Consider the following 14933-nt stretch of genomic DNA (forward strand, 5'->3'; position numbering starts at 1 on the left):
GGCAGTGCGGCCTTAACACAAATGTTGCAATTACTGGATCGTCAGCAAAACCTTCACGTTGGAGAGGTTGGCGGCGGTCTGCAGAGCCCTGACGTCAACATAACCAATCATGTTCGGGTTGGACGCAATAAACTCTAACACCTCACTATTACCCGAGACTGCAAAGGGCGGTTGCCCCCGACCGGTAAAAATGAGTCGTGACCAATACGAATTGAGCTGAGGCAATGTTTTACGCACTACCTTGGCATAGAACTCCTGCTTTAATCCGCTCCCTTCCAACTGATCCAGGGGAACCACCTTGGTGCCATCCGGAAGCTGGCGGCTTTTACCGAGAAATATGCTGGCCACATCCTCCACGCTGATTTCCTGAATGTCGTTTGTGTTGTTAACAATAATCGCAAGCTCACCACTGGCTGAAGAAGCAGATTGGATTCCCCAAAAAAACAAACTCCAGATCAACAGCACCCTGTGTGCTTTCATTTTGTTACCTCATCCTCATTATTCTGCGGTGTTGTATCCGATTCCATTCATACTGATGTTTCGGCACTTGTGCGCCACTTCCTCTAATAAAAGTACATATCTGTGCTTTCTTCAATAAATTCTTGGGCTTATATAGCGTTCAAGCTAGTTTTTTCCCTGCTTTGACGTATGAGTGTCACCATTGTGAACAATGACACAGTTTCGCCCTGAGCGTTTGGCTGTGTACAGGCCTACATCGGCGCGCTCCATGATGTCCTCCATGCTTTCTGTCTCATCCAGCATAATGGCGATGCCGATGCTGACGCTGAAGCTAACCTGACTCCCCTGCAGCTCAAACACCTCTTCCATCCAGCGCTTGCGGATGCGTTCTGCCACCAGATAGGCGCCCCGCTCCTGAGAGGACACCAGCAGGGCACAGAACTCCTCACCCCCCACCCGGCCCAGTAAATCCTCTTCCCGCAGGCTGCTCTTCACCAGCTCCGCGAAACGGCGCAGCACCGTGTCACCAAATTGATGGCCATAGTTATCATTCACCGCTTTAAAGTTATCGATATCCAGCATCAAAATGGCAAGCGGCTGACTGTAGCGTACCGCCCGTCGCACTTCTTTATACGCCGTATCAAAAAAGCTGCGCCGGTTAAAAACACCGGTCAGCGGATCGGTGGTGGCCAACCGCTCCAGTTCCTGTTGGATACGCTTGCGGTCAGTGATGTCCATAATGGAAATAAAAACCGAGTTAATCCCACCGAATTCCAGCCTGCTGCCGGTGAGAGACGCCCAAAATGTTTTGTTATCCCGGGATTTCATCACCATCTCGGTTTCAAAAACCCGACTTTCGGTGAGCACCGACTCAATAAAATTCTCTCGATCATCCCGATCTGACCAGAACTCCCTGGATTTCAGCTCCTCAGGCGTCTGTTCCTGGCTAATGCCAAATAACGCATAGGCGCTTTCATTCGCAAACAGAACAGGGTATTCCTCCGTCAGCTCCACAATCAGGATGGGATAAGGTGCGGCACTCAAAATCGATCGCATACGGGCTTCACTTCGCTGCAGGGCCAGCTCCGCCAACTTGCGATCAGTGATGTCCTGCACCGTACCGGTTTCATGCACGGGGCTGCTGCCTTTGCCTAAAAAAACCTGTCCCGCCAGGCGAATGTAGCGCTCACTCCCGTTATCACACACCACCCGGTGATCGCATTGGTAACTACCACCCTGAAAATACGCTGCCGCAATGGCTTCGGTGACCCGGTCCTGATCGTCTGGGTGAACCAGGCTTTCGTAATGGGACAGGTCCTTGGCGGGGTCATCAATACCCAGCACCACCTTGGCTTCCCTGGACCAAAAGCTTTCCCCGGTTTCGAAGTTGCGGGTCCAGCTACCGATACGGGCTATGCGCTGGGCATCCTGCAAACGCTCCTGGGCACGTTCCAACAATTCTTCCTGCTGCGCCAACCGCTGCGTGTAATGGTTTCGGAGCAACCAGATGACAACGCAAAAAGCAGCAAAAAAGCCTAAAAGAAGCCAGCCCCAGTCGCCGGCCAGAATACCGGACTCCTCCCCCTGCTCATACAGAATCTCAATGGTTTCCGCCTGGGCAGCCGCCACAAACAGCCCTGGACAGGTTCGCAAAACCATCCATAACAGGCTGAAACTTTTATTGTTTTTCGATATCTTAGGAAGAGACATCCCGACCTTGGCGTGCATCACTGCGTTTAAGGCTCCCGTGCCATACAAAGGCATATAGAATCAGTATAGCCAACACTGCCGATACGGCGCTGAAACCGACTCAGTATTAAGCCCATAATTTTTAAGAGGAATACCCTCGCATCCATGGTTATAAAACCGGCATATAAACTGCTTACACTGTTTCAGCTACACTAGCTTGAAATCATAAGGCTGCACCGTACATGAAATGTTTGCTCCCCATTCTGTTGCTGCTGTGTTTTTCACTGAGCATGAAGGCCCTGGCCAACGAGGCGGAACCGGACGAACCGGCGCCGTCTCCGGTACAACATCAGGACCATTCACTGGACAACACGCCACAGAACGACACCGACCTGGCAAGCCCGATTACTCTGCTCAATAACACCATTGCCCCGGGTACCTTCCGCACCCTGCATTGGTCTCCCGGCTTATCCATGAACAGCCTGAATACTCCGGTGCCGGTGCTGGTCGCCCATGGCGTCAAGCCGGGGCCGATGATGTGCATGACCGCGGCCATCCACGGGGATGAGTTAAACGGTATCGAAATTGTGCGTCAGGTTCTGCACCAACTTGAACCGGATGATCTGCGGGGCACTATTATTGGGATGCCCATAGTGAATCTTGATGGCTTCCGCAGAGCGTCACGTTATATGAGTGACCGGCGCGATCTGAATCGGTTTTTCCCCGGCAATCCCGCCGGCAGTTACGCGTCCCGTGTGGCGCACTCCCTGTTTCACAAAGTGATTCTGCACTGCGATTATCTGGTGGATATCCACACCGGCTCGTTCCTGCGCACCAACCTGCCGCAGTTACGGGGTGACTTAAAAAACCCAATGATTCTGGAATTCAGTCGCCACTTTGGCGGCATGGGCGTATTGCATCACAGTGGCGGCCCCGGTACCTTGCGCCGCGCCGCGGCGGACTCCGGCATTCCGGCCATCACCATGGAAACCGGTGGCCCCCATTCACTGGATCAGGAATCCGTGTCCCATGGGGTGAAAGGCATCAAGAACCTGCTGCACAATCTGGAGATGTATAAAACCGTCCGCCTCTGGCTGATCCCCCAGCCGGTGTTCTATCAGTCGACCTGGGTACGCTCCAGCTCAGGGGGTATCATGCTGTCGAAGGTGGAATTGGATGAAAAAGTGAAGAAAGGACAACTGCTGGGCAAGGTGGTGGACCCCATTACCAACACCAGCAGCGACATTATCTCGCCACTGGACGGCATCGTATTGGGCAAAGCACTGGATCAGGTGGTGAGCCCGGGCTTTGCCACGTTTCATATCGGCATCATTGCCACCGAAGAGCAATTGGCAGAACCGATCCCGGCAGCAGTCACCGAACCGGAGCTGGAGGGTGAAAACGGGGATTCCATGACTTCTCCCCCCATTGCCCCCACCGAAACCAGCGAGCCCTTTCAGGATATGGACAGCTGATGCCGGCCGGTTTACCGCGCTATTTGGTCAGCAGGAAGTTGATTACCTCAAACAGCTCATTCTGCGAACCCGCCATCTTGACACTGGTCTTGTACTGGCCATTCACCACCATGGCCGGTACACCACGAATCTGATATTGGCCATAGATTCTGCCGGCGGTATTGGCTTTGGTCTCCACCTGCTCATCTTCCCAGGCTTTGGCAAAGTCCGCTTCTTTCACCTCCAGCCCGGACAGCGCGGCCCAGGCAGAGGCCCGGCCATCGATTACCTGATTCTGCTTGTGCAGATAATCAAACACCGCCGGTACAGCTTTATCTTCAATTCCCAGCGCCACGATCACGTAATAAAGCTTAGCCAGGACCTTAAAGCGGGGGTTCCAGGCGGCGGGGACCCGAGTGAACTGCACCGCCTCCGGTTTGGTTTTCAACCATTTTTCCACCAGCGGTTCCAGATGGTTACAATGCGGACACCCAAAGCTGAAAAACTCCATCACCGTATCGGGCTTGCGTTCTGCTCCCGCCACTTTCTCATAGTGCACGCCCTCCACGTATCGCTCCAGGCTGAACGCCCACACACTGCTGCCCATCACGGACAGCACTACGGCCAATACACCTTGCGCTATTGTTCTCATATCAAACCCGTTTTCTGATTAATTTATAAACCACTGTTAAAACAGTCAACCTAGCATATCAGCTTGCCATGAGAAGCCCAACTTAATGATATTCATACCGAATTTAGACAAAAAATTGACCGGGAGCAGACACCGGGAGCAGAGATCACTCCTATACTGGTAGAAAGTAATGAAGGTAACCTATGCTGAGCATTCCCCGACAGATCAACAAATTCACCAACCGGATCTTTAATAACCGGGCGCACATACTGCAGGATTTATCCCTGGCGGCACGCCATGCCTGGACTATCCCCCTGCTGGCCAGCCCCTGGAATTCGGAATCCCTGACCCAATCGGAGCTACACCCCAACAGCTATAACAACTGGGGTGATGTGATTAACCTCAGCCTGCAGACCATCGTGCCCCTGGAACGGCGCACCTACAGCCCCGGCACCATTGCCTGCTACCCGGAACATTATGCAGCCACATCAGGCCGGGAGAAGTGGTTCTTTATCAACGGGATATGTACTTCTCCGCCCATTGCCATCCTGAACGGGCTGGAGCTGGCCAAGGCCTTCCACCGCCCCATTCACCTGATCCATACCCCAACCTACGGCGCGGTCCGGGATTTGTGGGATTCCATCACCGCCCGTACCCTGCGTAAAGACGGCAAGCTCTCCCGCCCAGCCTATGATGTGGTGAAAGAGGCCCTGGCGCATCATGACAAAGTGGTGATTGTGGGGCATTCCCAAGGCACCATCGTCAGCAGCTACATTGCCCGCAAACTGTTGAAAGACAAGCGTTACCGCCATCATGCCCCGAAGCTGGAAATCTACTGTATCGCCGGTGTGGCCGACAGTTTTCGGGTGGATCCGCAACTCAGCGAGCACTTTGGTCGCGGGGTTCCCTATGTGGAGCATTTTGCCAACGGCATGGATTTCTTTTGCCGCATCGGAGTGCTGGCCCACGCTGATAATACCGCAGGCGAAGTGTTCTGCATCCCGGATCGAACCGGGCATCTATTGAACGATCATTACATTCCCGGTATCTGGCGCGGCGAATACTGCGATCAAAAATCCAGGTTGTTCAAATACATCGACGGCAACACCCCCAGCTCAACGGATTACGTGGCCCACGACCTCAAAACCGCTGCCGCTACGCCCAAGCCAATCCTGCATCCGCTCAAACAGGTGGCTAATCAGAGGCCATAAAAGCCTCAATTTCTTTGGCCTGCACCATGCAATCATGGTAGCCCAACGCAATCAGCTCCTGGCAGAACCGGCGTTCAAACAACAGGTAACTGAGAATGCTGGAGCCGGAACTGCGGGTGGCGCCAATTCCATGCAAAAACACTCGGATGCTGGTGGGCAGCACATGCAGATACTTGGAGGCAATGCGATCCAGGCACTGCGAGGGGGAGATCACCAGGCTTTCAATGGGGTGCAATGAGGACTGGTACTTTTGCCGGACATTGGGGGGAATCACCCCCAGCATGTCATTGATGCGCTCCATGCGCTCCACATCGTATTCCAGACTGTCCAGAAAGATGCTGTTCATCAGATGGCCACTGATCTGCGCCAACGACGGGTAATCGTCTACCGGGCGCTGAACCTGGGGAGCGGAGCGATTACCACTGACCCCCACCACCAGAATTTTTCGCGCCCCCAGGTGCAGGGCCGGGCTTAACGGAGCCAACTGACGCACCGCGCCGTCGCCGAAGTATTCGCGATTGATGCGCACCGCCGGAAACACCACCGGAATAGCAGAGGATGCCATCAGGTGTTCCAGATTCAAATGAGTACGCATACCGATGCGCTGAAACCGCTTCCAGGCGCTGATGTCCGGGGAACCTTGAAAAAACGCCACAGAATGCCCGGAGCTGTAGCCGGAGGCGGTGACCGAAATGGCCCGCAGGAAACCATCATCGATGGCTTCCTGAATATTATCAAAACGGATCATGCGCCCCAGCAACTCCGCCAGGGGTTCATTATCCAGCAGAGAGGATCGATTGCGGGAGGCAAACAACAGGCTGGCCAACCAGCGCATGGCGTTGCTGAAAACGCCCACCGGGTCGGACCGGTAAACCTGTTGCGGACGAAAAGCTTTCCACACCGTCTCAATGTTATAGACGGCATTGCGGAAATTATCGGCGTGAGAAGCCAGCGCCACGGCATTGATGGCGCCCGCGGAGGTGCCGGAGATGATGCCGAACGGATTACGGGTGGATTCCGGCATGATATCGGCAATGGCTTTCAAAACCCCCACCTGATAAGCGGCACGGGCACCGCCGCCGGAAAGAACCAGGGCACTGTGCAAATGGGTGTGGGTGGATTTGATCTTACGCATACAGCAACTTCCTAAGACAATATAGTAACTGTAGCAGCATCTGGCTGGAGCCCCACTATGCCGGGCTGGTACACTAGAGCGGTAGTAACCCGTGGAGCCGTTATGAGCACAACCCATTTGATCCTGATCCGCCACGGCCAGATACAGGCCAATCTCGACAAACGCTGGCATGGCTGGACCGACAGCGCCCTCACCGATATGGGCATTACCCAGGCTGAGCGGGTGGCGGAACGCCTCCACAAGGAGCACCCGGACATCAGCGCCCTCTATGCCAGCCCCTTACAGCGCACCTTCAATACCGCGCAGAAGATTGCCGATATTCTGCAATTGGAGGTGATCACCGAACCCCGCATCAAGGAATACGGCATCGGTGTGTGGGAAGGGGAAACCTTCAGCGACCTCCACAGTAAATTCAATTTTTTTCAACAGGTCAACGCCAACCCGGATTATGCCCCTGAGCAGGGCGAATCCATTGCCGCCGTGGGGGACCGGGTCAGCACCGCGCTGCAATCTTTCTTGAGCCGACACCCGGGTGAGAAAGTGGTGGCCGTGAGCCACGGCGCCGCCATGGCACTGGGCCTGGCAGGCTTGCTGGATAAAGACTGGTACGCGTGGAATAAATACCAGTTCCTGAATACCTCGGTAACGGAACTGGCTTTGGGTCTGGAACCCAAACTGCTGCGGCTGAACTGTGTAGAGCATCTGGCCGGGCTGTGAACAGCGCTCGAACCGGCCACAGCAACACCATGGCACAAGGCCTCTATCAAAAAAGGCTTCCTCAATAGGAAGCCTTTTTTATGGACTGTTGCGGCCCGGGCGGCCCTTAGCTGGACATATTGCGGCCGTAAAAGATCTCCAGCATTTCGCGGCGCAGCTTGCGGCTGATCTGATCCTGCTCCTCATCAGACAGCTCATCCACGCCGGTACCAAACAGATAATTGTCCAATTCAAAATCCTTCAACAGCATTTTGGTGTGGAAAATATTCTCCTGGTATACATTCACATCGATCATTTCATACAACTCCAGCGTCTCTTCCAGGAAGTAATTCTGGATGGAGTTGATTTCGTGGTCGATGTAATGCTTCATTCCGTCCACGTCGCGGGTAAAACCGCGCACCCGGTAATCCACCGTCACAATGTCGGAATCAAACTGGTGAATCAGGTAATTCAACGCCTTCAGTGGTGAAATAACACCACAGGTGGAAACATCGATGTCCACACGGAAGGTGCTGATGCCATTTTCATTGTCGGGGTGCGTTTCCGGATAGGTATGCACCGTGACATGACTCTTATCCAGATGGGCGACCACCGATTCCTTCAGCGGGCCCGGCTCTTCCTTGGAAGGATCCTCATCCGGCGCAATGGGATGCTCGGCAATCAGCATGGTCACGCTGGCCCCTTCCGGATCATAGTCCTGGCGGGCGATGTTGAGAATGGTAGCACCGATGATGTCGGTTACCGTGGTCAGAATCTGGGTCAGACGCTCGGCATTGTAAAGCTCATCTACATATTCCCGATATTCACGGCGATGCTCCGGTGTCTTGGCATAGCAAATATCGTAGATATTGAAGCTCAATGATTTGGTCAGGTTGTTAAAACCATGCAGTTTCAACTTGTGGGGGATTTCGTTATCGTTCATCTACTCAGATCTCGATAGGTAGAGTCGAAAATTGATGGCCCCGGCCTGAATGCCAGAGCCCGCTGAAAGTGAAACCGAATCGGCACATTGCCAGTAAGGCTGACATTGTACCCTCCGACATTTCATATAAAAACCGCGCTCAGGCGGCTGACTCGTGAATTTCGTAACTGTGGGTCACATTCACACCGGCTTTACTGAGCATGATCGACGCCGAGCAATATTTTTCCGCCGACAGTTCCACCGCCCGCTTCACCTGCGCCTCTTTCAAGCCACGGCCAGTCACCACAAAGTGCAGGTGAATGGATTGGAATACCGCTGGAACCTCATCCACCCGCTCCGCTTCCACCTGGGCCACACAGTCCGTAACATCCTGGCGGGACTTTTTCAGAATATGCATCACGTCGAAAGAAGAGCAGCCGCCCACACCCAACAGCATCAGCTCCATGGGGCGGACACCCTGGTTCTTGCCGCCATGATCCGGTGGCCCATCAATGATAACGGTATGGCCTGAACCGGACTCAGCTTCAAACTTGACGTCGCCGGCCCAGCGAATGGTTGCTTTCATCAATCACTCCCGCAAGGCATTGGTAACCGGAGCGAGCCCGGCCATGTAAGCCGCGCAAGATAACATGAAACTCCCGTGGGTGTGCAAGAATTTTGCCCCGATCAAGATCACTTTTTGATCGATTTTTTCCACAAACAGCCAAACGGTCTTTGTGCGCAGAAAAACGGCGCAGCCGTTCACACATGCTTCTTGAAATTTACGTTATAATTGTTTGATCTACATTGATTTTCAATCACTACCCAGCTTGGCCCACATGGGGCACGCTGTCTGACGGGTGCCAAACGGTACTTAAAGTAGCGACCCATGGCTTTTAGGGCCATAATGAATAAATTAGAAAGATCAATAGTCTTCAGCGAGTACGCTCGAAACATCACAACAATACCGGGTCATGAAATGACGTTAAAACCAAATCGCTTAATTCCAGACACGGAACACTTTCTGGCACATTGTCATCGACGTAAATATCCCGCCAAAAGCACATTGATTTATGCCGGTGATGACTCCGACGCTCTTTATTACATTATCAAGGGCACCGTCATGGTGGTTATCGAGGACGATGACGGCCGAGAAATGATCATGGCCTATCTCAACGAGGGGGATTTCTTCGGTGAAATGGGCCTGTTTGACGAAGCCGCCGGCCGCAGTGCCTGGATCCGTGCCAAAACCGAGTGTGAAGTCGCTGAAATCAGCTACACCAAATTCAAACAACTGGCCAAGGAAGACGCCGATATTCTGTTTGCCGTCAGCGCCCAGATTGCCGGTCGCCTGCGCGCCACGACGCGCAAAGTGGGTGATCTGGCGTTTCTGGATGTCACCGGCCGGGTGGCCCGTACCCTGATCGACCTCTGCAAACAACCGGAAGCCATGACCCATCCCGACGGCATGCAGATCAAGATCACCCGCCAGGAAATCGGTCGCATCGTGGGTTGCTCCCGGGAGATGGTAGGCCGGGTACTGAAGAGCCTGGAAGAACAGGGCCTGATTCAGGTGAAAGGCAAAACCATGGTGGTGTACGGAACCCGCTAACCGATTGCGAATGATAATAAAAAAGCCGCTCAATGAGCGGCTTTTTTATTGAACTCTTATTTAACCCTTATTGAACTCGATTGGATTAAATACCTGGATGCCTAGATGTACTCAATATCATCCAGGGTGTTCAGGGGATAATGGGCCGGATAGGGCCGTGTGGCCACACCACTGTCCACCGCTGCCTGCGCAACCGCAGCCGACACCGCGCCCAACAAGCGCGGGTCCGTTGGCTTGGGAATGATGTAATCGCGGCCAAACTCCATCTCGATACCATCATAAGCATCTTTCACCACCTGCGGTACCGGCTCTTTGGTCAGGTTGCTGATGGCATGTACGGCGGCAATCTTCATTGCCTCATTGATGCGGGTAGCGCGCACATCCAGCGCACCACGGAAAATATAGGGAAAGCCCAACACGTTGTTCACCTGATTGGGGTAATCACTGCGCCCGGTGGCCACAATCACATCATCGCGGGTTTCATAGGCCACTTCCGGACGAATCTCCGGATCCGGATTGGCCAGCGCGAACACCACGGGATTGGGTGCCATCAGATTCAGCATCTCGGGAGTCAGCAGGTTGGCACTGGAAACTCCGATAAACACATCGGCACCGGCCAGCGCATCTTCCAGGGTGCGCTTATCGGTTTCGTGGGCAAACGCAGCCTTGTACTGATTGAGGTCGGTACGCCCGGAATGGATCACACCGTTACGGTCCAGCACATAAATATTTTCTTTGCGGGCCCCCATTTCCATAATCAGCTTGAGGGTGGCCACACCCGCGGCCCCGGCACCAATACAGACAATGGAGATGTCTTCAATTTTTTTGTTCTGCAGCTCCAGGGCATTTACCAGGCCGGCGGCGGCAATGATGGCAGTACCATGCTGATCATCATGGAAGATGGGAATATCACATTGCTCAACCAACACCCGCTCGATCTCAAAGCATTCCGGCGCTTTGATGTCTTCCAGATTAATGCCGCCGAAGGTGGGCGAAATACGCTTCACCGTATCGATAAAGGCTTGGGGACTCTCCGCATCCACTTCGATATCGAACACATCAATACCGGCAAAACGCTTGAACAGAACCCCTTTGCCTTCCATGACCGGTTTGCTGGCCAGCCCCCCCAGATTTCCCAAACCCAGAATCGCCGTGCCATCGCTGATCACCGCCACAAGATTGCCTTTGTTGGTATATCGGTAAGCGTTTTCAGGATCACGGGCAATTTCACGTACCGGCTCAGCCACGCCGGGGCTGTACGCCAGAGACAGATCGCGGGCGGTTTCGGTAGGTTTGGTTAGCTCCACACTGATCTTGCCGGGACGCGGTTTGGCATGATAATCAAGTGCAGCTTGTTTTAAATCTGACATAAATTTCTGCTTCCCATGGATGGGTTGGCGGTACTGACAACAGGTCGAAATGAGGGTTCGCGATCTGCTTGACTTCCCCCTGCCAAAGCCGGGTTCAGCAGGGGTCGTGTAGCATAGCGAAATCACCTCGGGCTCTCAATAAAAGAATAGACTGTCCAGGATCTGATTGAAGGATTAGGCCGGATTATAAAAAAGATCCGGCGAAAAACCGGAAAATCCCCTATCCGGGTGGCAGAACCTGCCACGATGTCTGATGGGTCACTTTCATCTGATAGCGCTTGCGCTGGCCTTGGCGTACCAGCGCCGGCGTATTGCCGTTCCAGGTCAGGCGATCGGAAAGCCAACCACGGGCTTCCAGGCGCAACGCCTGCTCCGGCTTTCCTCCCTGGGCAACCGCCACCAGTCGATCCAGCAACGCGCTGTCTATATAAGGAGCCGCATTGCGTTCCACTTTCAGTGTCACCTGCCCTGCCAGCTCCACAAACACCGCCCGCTTGCTGAGTTCCACCGACTCCACCTGCCCTTCAACCCGGGCATAGCCGGGCCGCAACCTGTCACTGGTGGCGGGAATGGCGGCATAGTAGTCATGCCCCCACACACCTCTGGCGTTCATACGCGCCTGTTGTTGCGCGTGGGCATAGCAATCCACATAACGCAGATTGGGTACGATGGCCACCTGAAACCCCATTCCCTGTTGCAACAACGCGGCAATGAGACTGTTGCCTTCCCGGTCAAACAGGTGCCCCAGCACACGACCATACCGGTCGTGCTGGTCTGATCCCTGCAGCAGGCGAATGGGTTTATTGCTCAGCAACGCCTGCAACTGATCCTTGGCCTGCAGCGCCAGCGGTTCCTCTGCGTTGCCGCCGTGGGCCACTTCCGGCGTATTGATTCCCACCAGGCGCACCTTGCGGCCATCCACCAGGCGCACGGTATCACCGTCAAATACCGATTCTATCTGCACCGTTTCCACCGCCAGCCCGGGCTCCAGCGCACACAGGGCCTGCAGTGGGGCCGGCAACAGTGCGAGCCACAAAAAACAGACAATAAAAAAGGCCCCCAAGGGAGCCTTTCTCAGCGAACAACCCACAGAACGCATGGGCCGCATTACTTGGAGCGGCGTACCGCGCCAAAACGCTTTTTGAATTTGTCGATACGGCCGCCGGTGTCAACCACCTTTTGTTGGCCGGTGTAGAACGGGTGACAGGCAGAGCACACGTCCAGGTGGATATCTTCTTTCATGGTGGAGCGCGTCTCGATCACGTTGCCGCAGGTGCACGTGGCCTTGATGTCGTTGTATTCTGGATGGATGCCTTGTTTCATGGTGTCACCTGATCTCTCTTCAGTGCATGCCGCCACCTGATCTTTTGCCAGGCACCGCATGAATTGTTGAACATTCGCAATACGAGTATCGTATCCAAGGGCGCGAATCATACCAAAGTGTGGCAAATTGGCAAGCAAAGCATTAACCTTTACCGTTCTTTTTCCTTTATGCACCAATAACCCTTTGGAATTTAAAGCTTTTTTATGGGAAAGCCAGGATCTCACACCATTATTCAAGTGGCTTTGCCGGTGCCCCTGCGGCGCACTTTCGACTACCTGCCCAAACCGGATACGCCGGTCAACCTGCTGCAGCCCGGCACCCGGGTGAAAGTGCCCTTCGGCAAGCGGCAACTGATAGGTATCATTCACGGTGTGATCCCCCACTCCAGCTATGGTGATGACAACCTGAAAACCATCACCGGCCTGCTGGATGAAGAGGCGGCTTTTGGTGATGAGCTGGTGACCCTCTGCCAATGGGCGGCCAACTACTATCACCACCCTCTGGGGGATGTCTATGCCCATGCCCTGCCCACCCTGTTACGCAATAAGGATGACTCCTGGGAAGAGGTCAGCACGCGCTGGCGCCTGACCCAGAAAGGCCGTCTGATCGGGTTTGATCAGATGAAACGCGCCAAACGCCAGATCCACGCACTGGAGATCCTGCGCGAACACCCTGATGGACTGCATCAGCCATTGCTGAAAGGATTTGAGGTGGAACCTGCCACGTTGCGGGCACTGCAGGACAAAGGCCTGGTGGAGCAACACGCCGATCGCCCACCCCGCCAGCACTGGTGGCAAGAGCACATGCTGGCGGAAAGCCCTCTGACCCTGAACGAGGAACAACGCCACGCCCTGCAACCCATTATTGCAAACCAGGGCTTCCGCCCCTTTCTGTTGGAGGGTGTTACCGGCAGCGGCAAAACCGAGGTCTACCTGCAGGCCATCCATCACTGCCTGCAGCAGGGTAAACAGGCCCTGGTATTGGTGCCGGAAATCGGCCTGACACCGCAGACGCTGCACCGTTTTCAACACCGTTTTGCGGTGCCGGTGGTGAGCTTTCATTCCCATCTCAGCGACCGTGAGCGCCTCACCAGTTGGCGCAAAGCCCGCAACGGCGAAGCCGCCATTGTCCTGGGGACCCGTTCGGCCCTGTTCTGCCCCATGGAAAACCTGGGCATGATCATAGTCGATGAAGAACACGATTTATCCTACAAACAGCAGGAAGGCTTCCGCTACAACGCCCGCGATCTGGCCATCATCCGTGCCCGCCGGCTTGATATTCCGGTGGTGCTCGGCAGTGCCACCCCCACCCTGGAGAGCCTGCACAATGCCCGCAGCGGCCGCTACGAACACCTGACGTTGAATCGGCGGGCCGGGAAGGCGATGCCGCCCCACTTCCGGGTGCTGGATATCCGCCAAAAAGCACTCACCCACGGTATGGCGCCGGAGCTGCTCACGGATATGGAAGCCCGCCTTAAAGCCGGGCGACAGGTTCTGGTGTTCATCAACCGGCGGGGCTATGCGCCGGTGTTGATGTGCCACGATTGCGGCTGGTTCAAGGAATGCCCCCATTGCGATCACCGCATGACCTGTCACGCCAACCCGGCCCATTTGCATTGCCACCATTGCAACCATCAGCTGGCCATTCCCCGTTACTGCGGCAACTGCAAGAGCACAGACCTGCGCCCCATCGGCATGGGCACAGAACGGCTGGAAGACAACCTGACGGCTCTGTTTCCCAAATTTCCAGTGATACGAATCGATCGCGACACCACGGGGCGCAAGGAAGCCATGAGCAGGCACCTGGAGCGCATTCATTCCGGTGAGCCCTGCATTCTGGTGGGCACCCAGATGTTGGCGAAGGGCCACCACTTTCCCAAAGTGACCCTGGTGGCGGTCTGTGATATCGATGCCGGTTTGTTCGCCGCCGATTTCCGGGCCACGGAACATACGGCGCAACTGCTGATGCAGGTGGCCGGCCGATCCGGCCGCGGTGCCGACCAGGGGACGGTCATTCTGCAGACCCACCAGCCCGCCCACCCCCTGCTGCAAACCCTGCTCAGTGAAGGCTATGGCGCCTTTGCCACTGAGCTGACCAATGAGCGCCGTCTGCTGGGCATGCCGCCCTACGGTTATCTGGCGCTGTTGCGGGCGGAAAGCAGCGATCCGCGTCAGGCTGCCCAATTTCTGAACCAGATTGAACACTGGCTGCAACCGCAGGCTCAGGCATTGAATGTGGAAGTGTGGGGGCCAGCCCCGGCACTGATGCCGAAAAAAGCCCGCCGCTATCGTTTTCAGTTAATGCTGCGGGCGGAACAGCGCCCGGCTCTGCAACAATTACTGAAACAGGCAGTAAAAAAAGTGGAGCAGGATGCCGGGCACCGCCTGAAATGGAGTGTGGATGTGGATCCGGTAACGCTGGATTAAGCGG

General features: G+C 54.9%; 14 protein-coding genes. 5 read left to right on the plus strand and 9 right to left on the minus strand.

Annotated features, from left to right (window positions below):
• Nucleotides 1–30: 30 nt before the first annotated feature.
• Nucleotides 31–480: a phosphate ABC transporter substrate-binding protein gene (locus D9N13_RS20185; protein ID WP_290593721.1), complete on the minus strand. Its 450-nt coding sequence runs from the start codon at nucleotides 478–480 to the stop codon at nucleotides 31–33.
• 144 nt (nucleotides 481–624) lie between these two features.
• On the minus strand, nucleotides 625–2112 hold the full coding sequence (locus D9N13_RS20190) for a sensor domain-containing diguanylate cyclase (protein ID WP_290593724.1): 1488 nt from the start codon (nucleotides 2110–2112) through the stop codon (nucleotides 625–627).
• A gap of 278 nt (nucleotides 2113–2390) precedes the next feature.
• Here D9N13_RS20190 and D9N13_RS20195 point away from each other — a divergent pair, with 278 nt between their 5' ends.
• The gene (locus D9N13_RS20195; protein ID WP_290593726.1) at nucleotides 2391–3623 is read left to right on the plus strand and encodes a succinylglutamate desuccinylase/aspartoacylase family protein; all 1233 of its coding nucleotides are present in this window, start codon (nucleotides 2391–2393) and stop codon (nucleotides 3621–3623) included.
• Nucleotides 3624–3642: 19 nt separating this feature from the next.
• On the opposite strand, the gene D9N13_RS20200 is transcribed toward D9N13_RS20195, so the two are convergent.
• Nucleotides 3643–4254, minus strand: a complete 612-nt coding sequence (locus D9N13_RS20200) for a thiol:disulfide interchange protein DsbA/DsbL (RefSeq protein WP_290593727.1) — start codon at nucleotides 4252–4254, stop codon at nucleotides 3643–3645.
• Between the two features lie 182 nt (nucleotides 4255–4436).
• Here D9N13_RS20200 and D9N13_RS20205 point away from each other — a divergent pair, with 182 nt between their 5' ends.
• On the plus strand, nucleotides 4437–5444 hold the full coding sequence (locus D9N13_RS20205) for a hypothetical protein (RefSeq protein ID WP_290593729.1): 1008 nt from the start codon (nucleotides 4437–4439) through the stop codon (nucleotides 5442–5444).
• On the opposite strand, the gene D9N13_RS20210 is transcribed toward D9N13_RS20205, so the two are convergent.
• On the minus strand, nucleotides 5428–6579 hold the full coding sequence (locus D9N13_RS20210) for a patatin-like phospholipase family protein (RefSeq protein WP_290593731.1): 1152 nt from the start codon (nucleotides 6577–6579) through the stop codon (nucleotides 5428–5430). The two genes, D9N13_RS20205 and D9N13_RS20210, sit on opposite strands and share 17 nt — an antisense overlap.
• A gap of 102 nt (nucleotides 6580–6681) precedes the next feature.
• On the opposite strand from D9N13_RS20210, the gene D9N13_RS20215 reads away from it, so the two are divergent.
• Nucleotides 6682–7296, plus strand: coding sequence for a histidine phosphatase family protein (locus D9N13_RS20215; protein WP_290593733.1), 615 nt, complete (start codon nucleotides 6682–6684; stop codon nucleotides 7294–7296).
• 106 nt (nucleotides 7297–7402) lie between these two features.
• On the opposite strand, the gene speD is transcribed toward D9N13_RS20215, so the two are convergent.
• Nucleotides 7403–8203 carry an adenosylmethionine decarboxylase gene (gene speD, locus D9N13_RS20220; protein WP_317622541.1) on the minus strand — a complete coding sequence of 267 codons (801 nt, stop codon included), beginning with the start codon at nucleotides 8201–8203 and terminating at the stop codon, nucleotides 7403–7405.
• Between the two features lie 154 nt (nucleotides 8204–8357).
• On the minus strand, nucleotides 8358–8783 hold the full coding sequence (locus D9N13_RS20225; RefSeq protein WP_290593735.1) for an OsmC family protein: 426 nt from the start codon (nucleotides 8781–8783) through the stop codon (nucleotides 8358–8360).
• 393 nt (nucleotides 8784–9176) lie between these two features.
• Here D9N13_RS20225 and crp point away from each other — a divergent pair, with 393 nt between their 5' ends.
• Nucleotides 9177–9809 carry a cAMP-activated global transcriptional regulator CRP gene (gene crp / locus D9N13_RS20230; RefSeq protein ID WP_290593737.1) on the plus strand — a complete coding sequence of 211 codons (633 nt, stop codon included), beginning with the start codon at nucleotides 9177–9179 and terminating at the stop codon, nucleotides 9807–9809.
• Between the two features lie 101 nt (nucleotides 9810–9910).
• Here crp and D9N13_RS20235 read toward each other — a convergent pair whose 3' ends face one another.
• The 3 genes from D9N13_RS20235 to rpmE all read right to left on the minus strand — a co-directional run bounded on the left by D9N13_RS20235 (nucleotide 9911) and on the right by rpmE (nucleotide 12502).
• Nucleotides 9911–11179 (minus strand): malic enzyme-like NAD(P)-binding protein, encoded by a 1269-nt coding sequence (locus D9N13_RS20235; RefSeq protein ID WP_290593740.1) that lies wholly within the window; start codon nucleotides 11177–11179, stop codon nucleotides 9911–9913.
• A 220-nt stretch (nucleotides 11180–11399) separates the two neighbouring features.
• A complete protein-coding gene (locus D9N13_RS20240; RefSeq protein WP_290593742.1) occupies nucleotides 11400–12200 on the minus strand; it encodes a thermonuclease family protein in 801 nt (266 codons plus the stop codon).
• Nucleotides 12201–12286: 86 nt separating this feature from the next.
• Nucleotides 12287–12502 carry a 50S ribosomal protein L31 gene (gene rpmE / locus D9N13_RS20245; RefSeq protein WP_290593856.1) on the minus strand — a complete coding sequence of 72 codons (216 nt, stop codon included), beginning with the start codon at nucleotides 12500–12502 and terminating at the stop codon, nucleotides 12287–12289.
• A gap of 204 nt (nucleotides 12503–12706) precedes the next feature.
• Here rpmE and D9N13_RS20250 point away from each other — a divergent pair, with 204 nt between their 5' ends.
• Nucleotides 12707–14929 carry a primosomal protein N' gene (locus D9N13_RS20250; protein WP_290593744.1) on the plus strand — a complete coding sequence of 741 codons (2223 nt, stop codon included), beginning with the start codon at nucleotides 12707–12709 and terminating at the stop codon, nucleotides 14927–14929.
• Nucleotides 14930–14933 lie beyond the last annotated feature (4 nt).

Source organism: Ketobacter sp. GenoA1, from assembly GCF_003671475.1.
GTDB lineage: Bacteria > Pseudomonadota > Gammaproteobacteria > Pseudomonadales > Ketobacteraceae > Ketobacter.

What these genes read in the sequence shown, in the direction of transcription:
- D9N13_RS20200 (WP_290593727.1), bottom strand. Translation starts at nt 4,254, where the DNA reads ATGAGAACAATAGCGCAAGGTGTATTGGCCGTAGTGCTGTCCGTGATG.
- D9N13_RS20185 (WP_290593721.1), bottom strand. Translation starts at nt 480, where the DNA reads ATGAAAGCACACAGGGTGCTGTTGATCTGGAGTTTGTTTTTTTGGGGA.
- D9N13_RS20205 (WP_290593729.1), top strand. Translation starts at nt 4,437, where the DNA reads ATGCTGAGCATTCCCCGACAGATCAACAAATTCACCAACCGGATCTTT.
- crp (WP_290593737.1), top strand. Translation starts at nt 9,177, where the DNA reads ATGACGTTAAAACCAAATCGCTTAATTCCAGACACGGAACACTTTCTG.
- D9N13_RS20235 (WP_290593740.1), bottom strand. Translation starts at nt 11,179, where the DNA reads ATGTCAGATTTAAAACAAGCTGCACTTGATTATCATGCCAAACCGCGT.
- D9N13_RS20250 (WP_290593744.1), top strand. Translation starts at nt 12,707, where the DNA reads ATGGGAAAGCCAGGATCTCACACCATTATTCAAGTGGCTTTGCCGGTG.
- D9N13_RS20225 (WP_290593735.1), bottom strand. Translation starts at nt 8,783, where the DNA reads ATGAAAGCAACCATTCGCTGGGCCGGCGACGTCAAGTTTGAAGCTGAG.
- D9N13_RS20215 (WP_290593733.1), top strand. Translation starts at nt 6,682, where the DNA reads ATGAGCACAACCCATTTGATCCTGATCCGCCACGGCCAGATACAGGCC.
- D9N13_RS20210 (WP_290593731.1), bottom strand. Translation starts at nt 6,579, where the DNA reads ATGCGTAAGATCAAATCCACCCACACCCATTTGCACAGTGCCCTGGTT.
- rpmE (WP_290593856.1), bottom strand. Translation starts at nt 12,502, where the DNA reads ATGAAACAAGGCATCCATCCAGAATACAACGACATCAAGGCCACGTGC.
- D9N13_RS20195 (WP_290593726.1), top strand. Translation starts at nt 2,391, where the DNA reads ATGAAATGTTTGCTCCCCATTCTGTTGCTGCTGTGTTTTTCACTGAGC.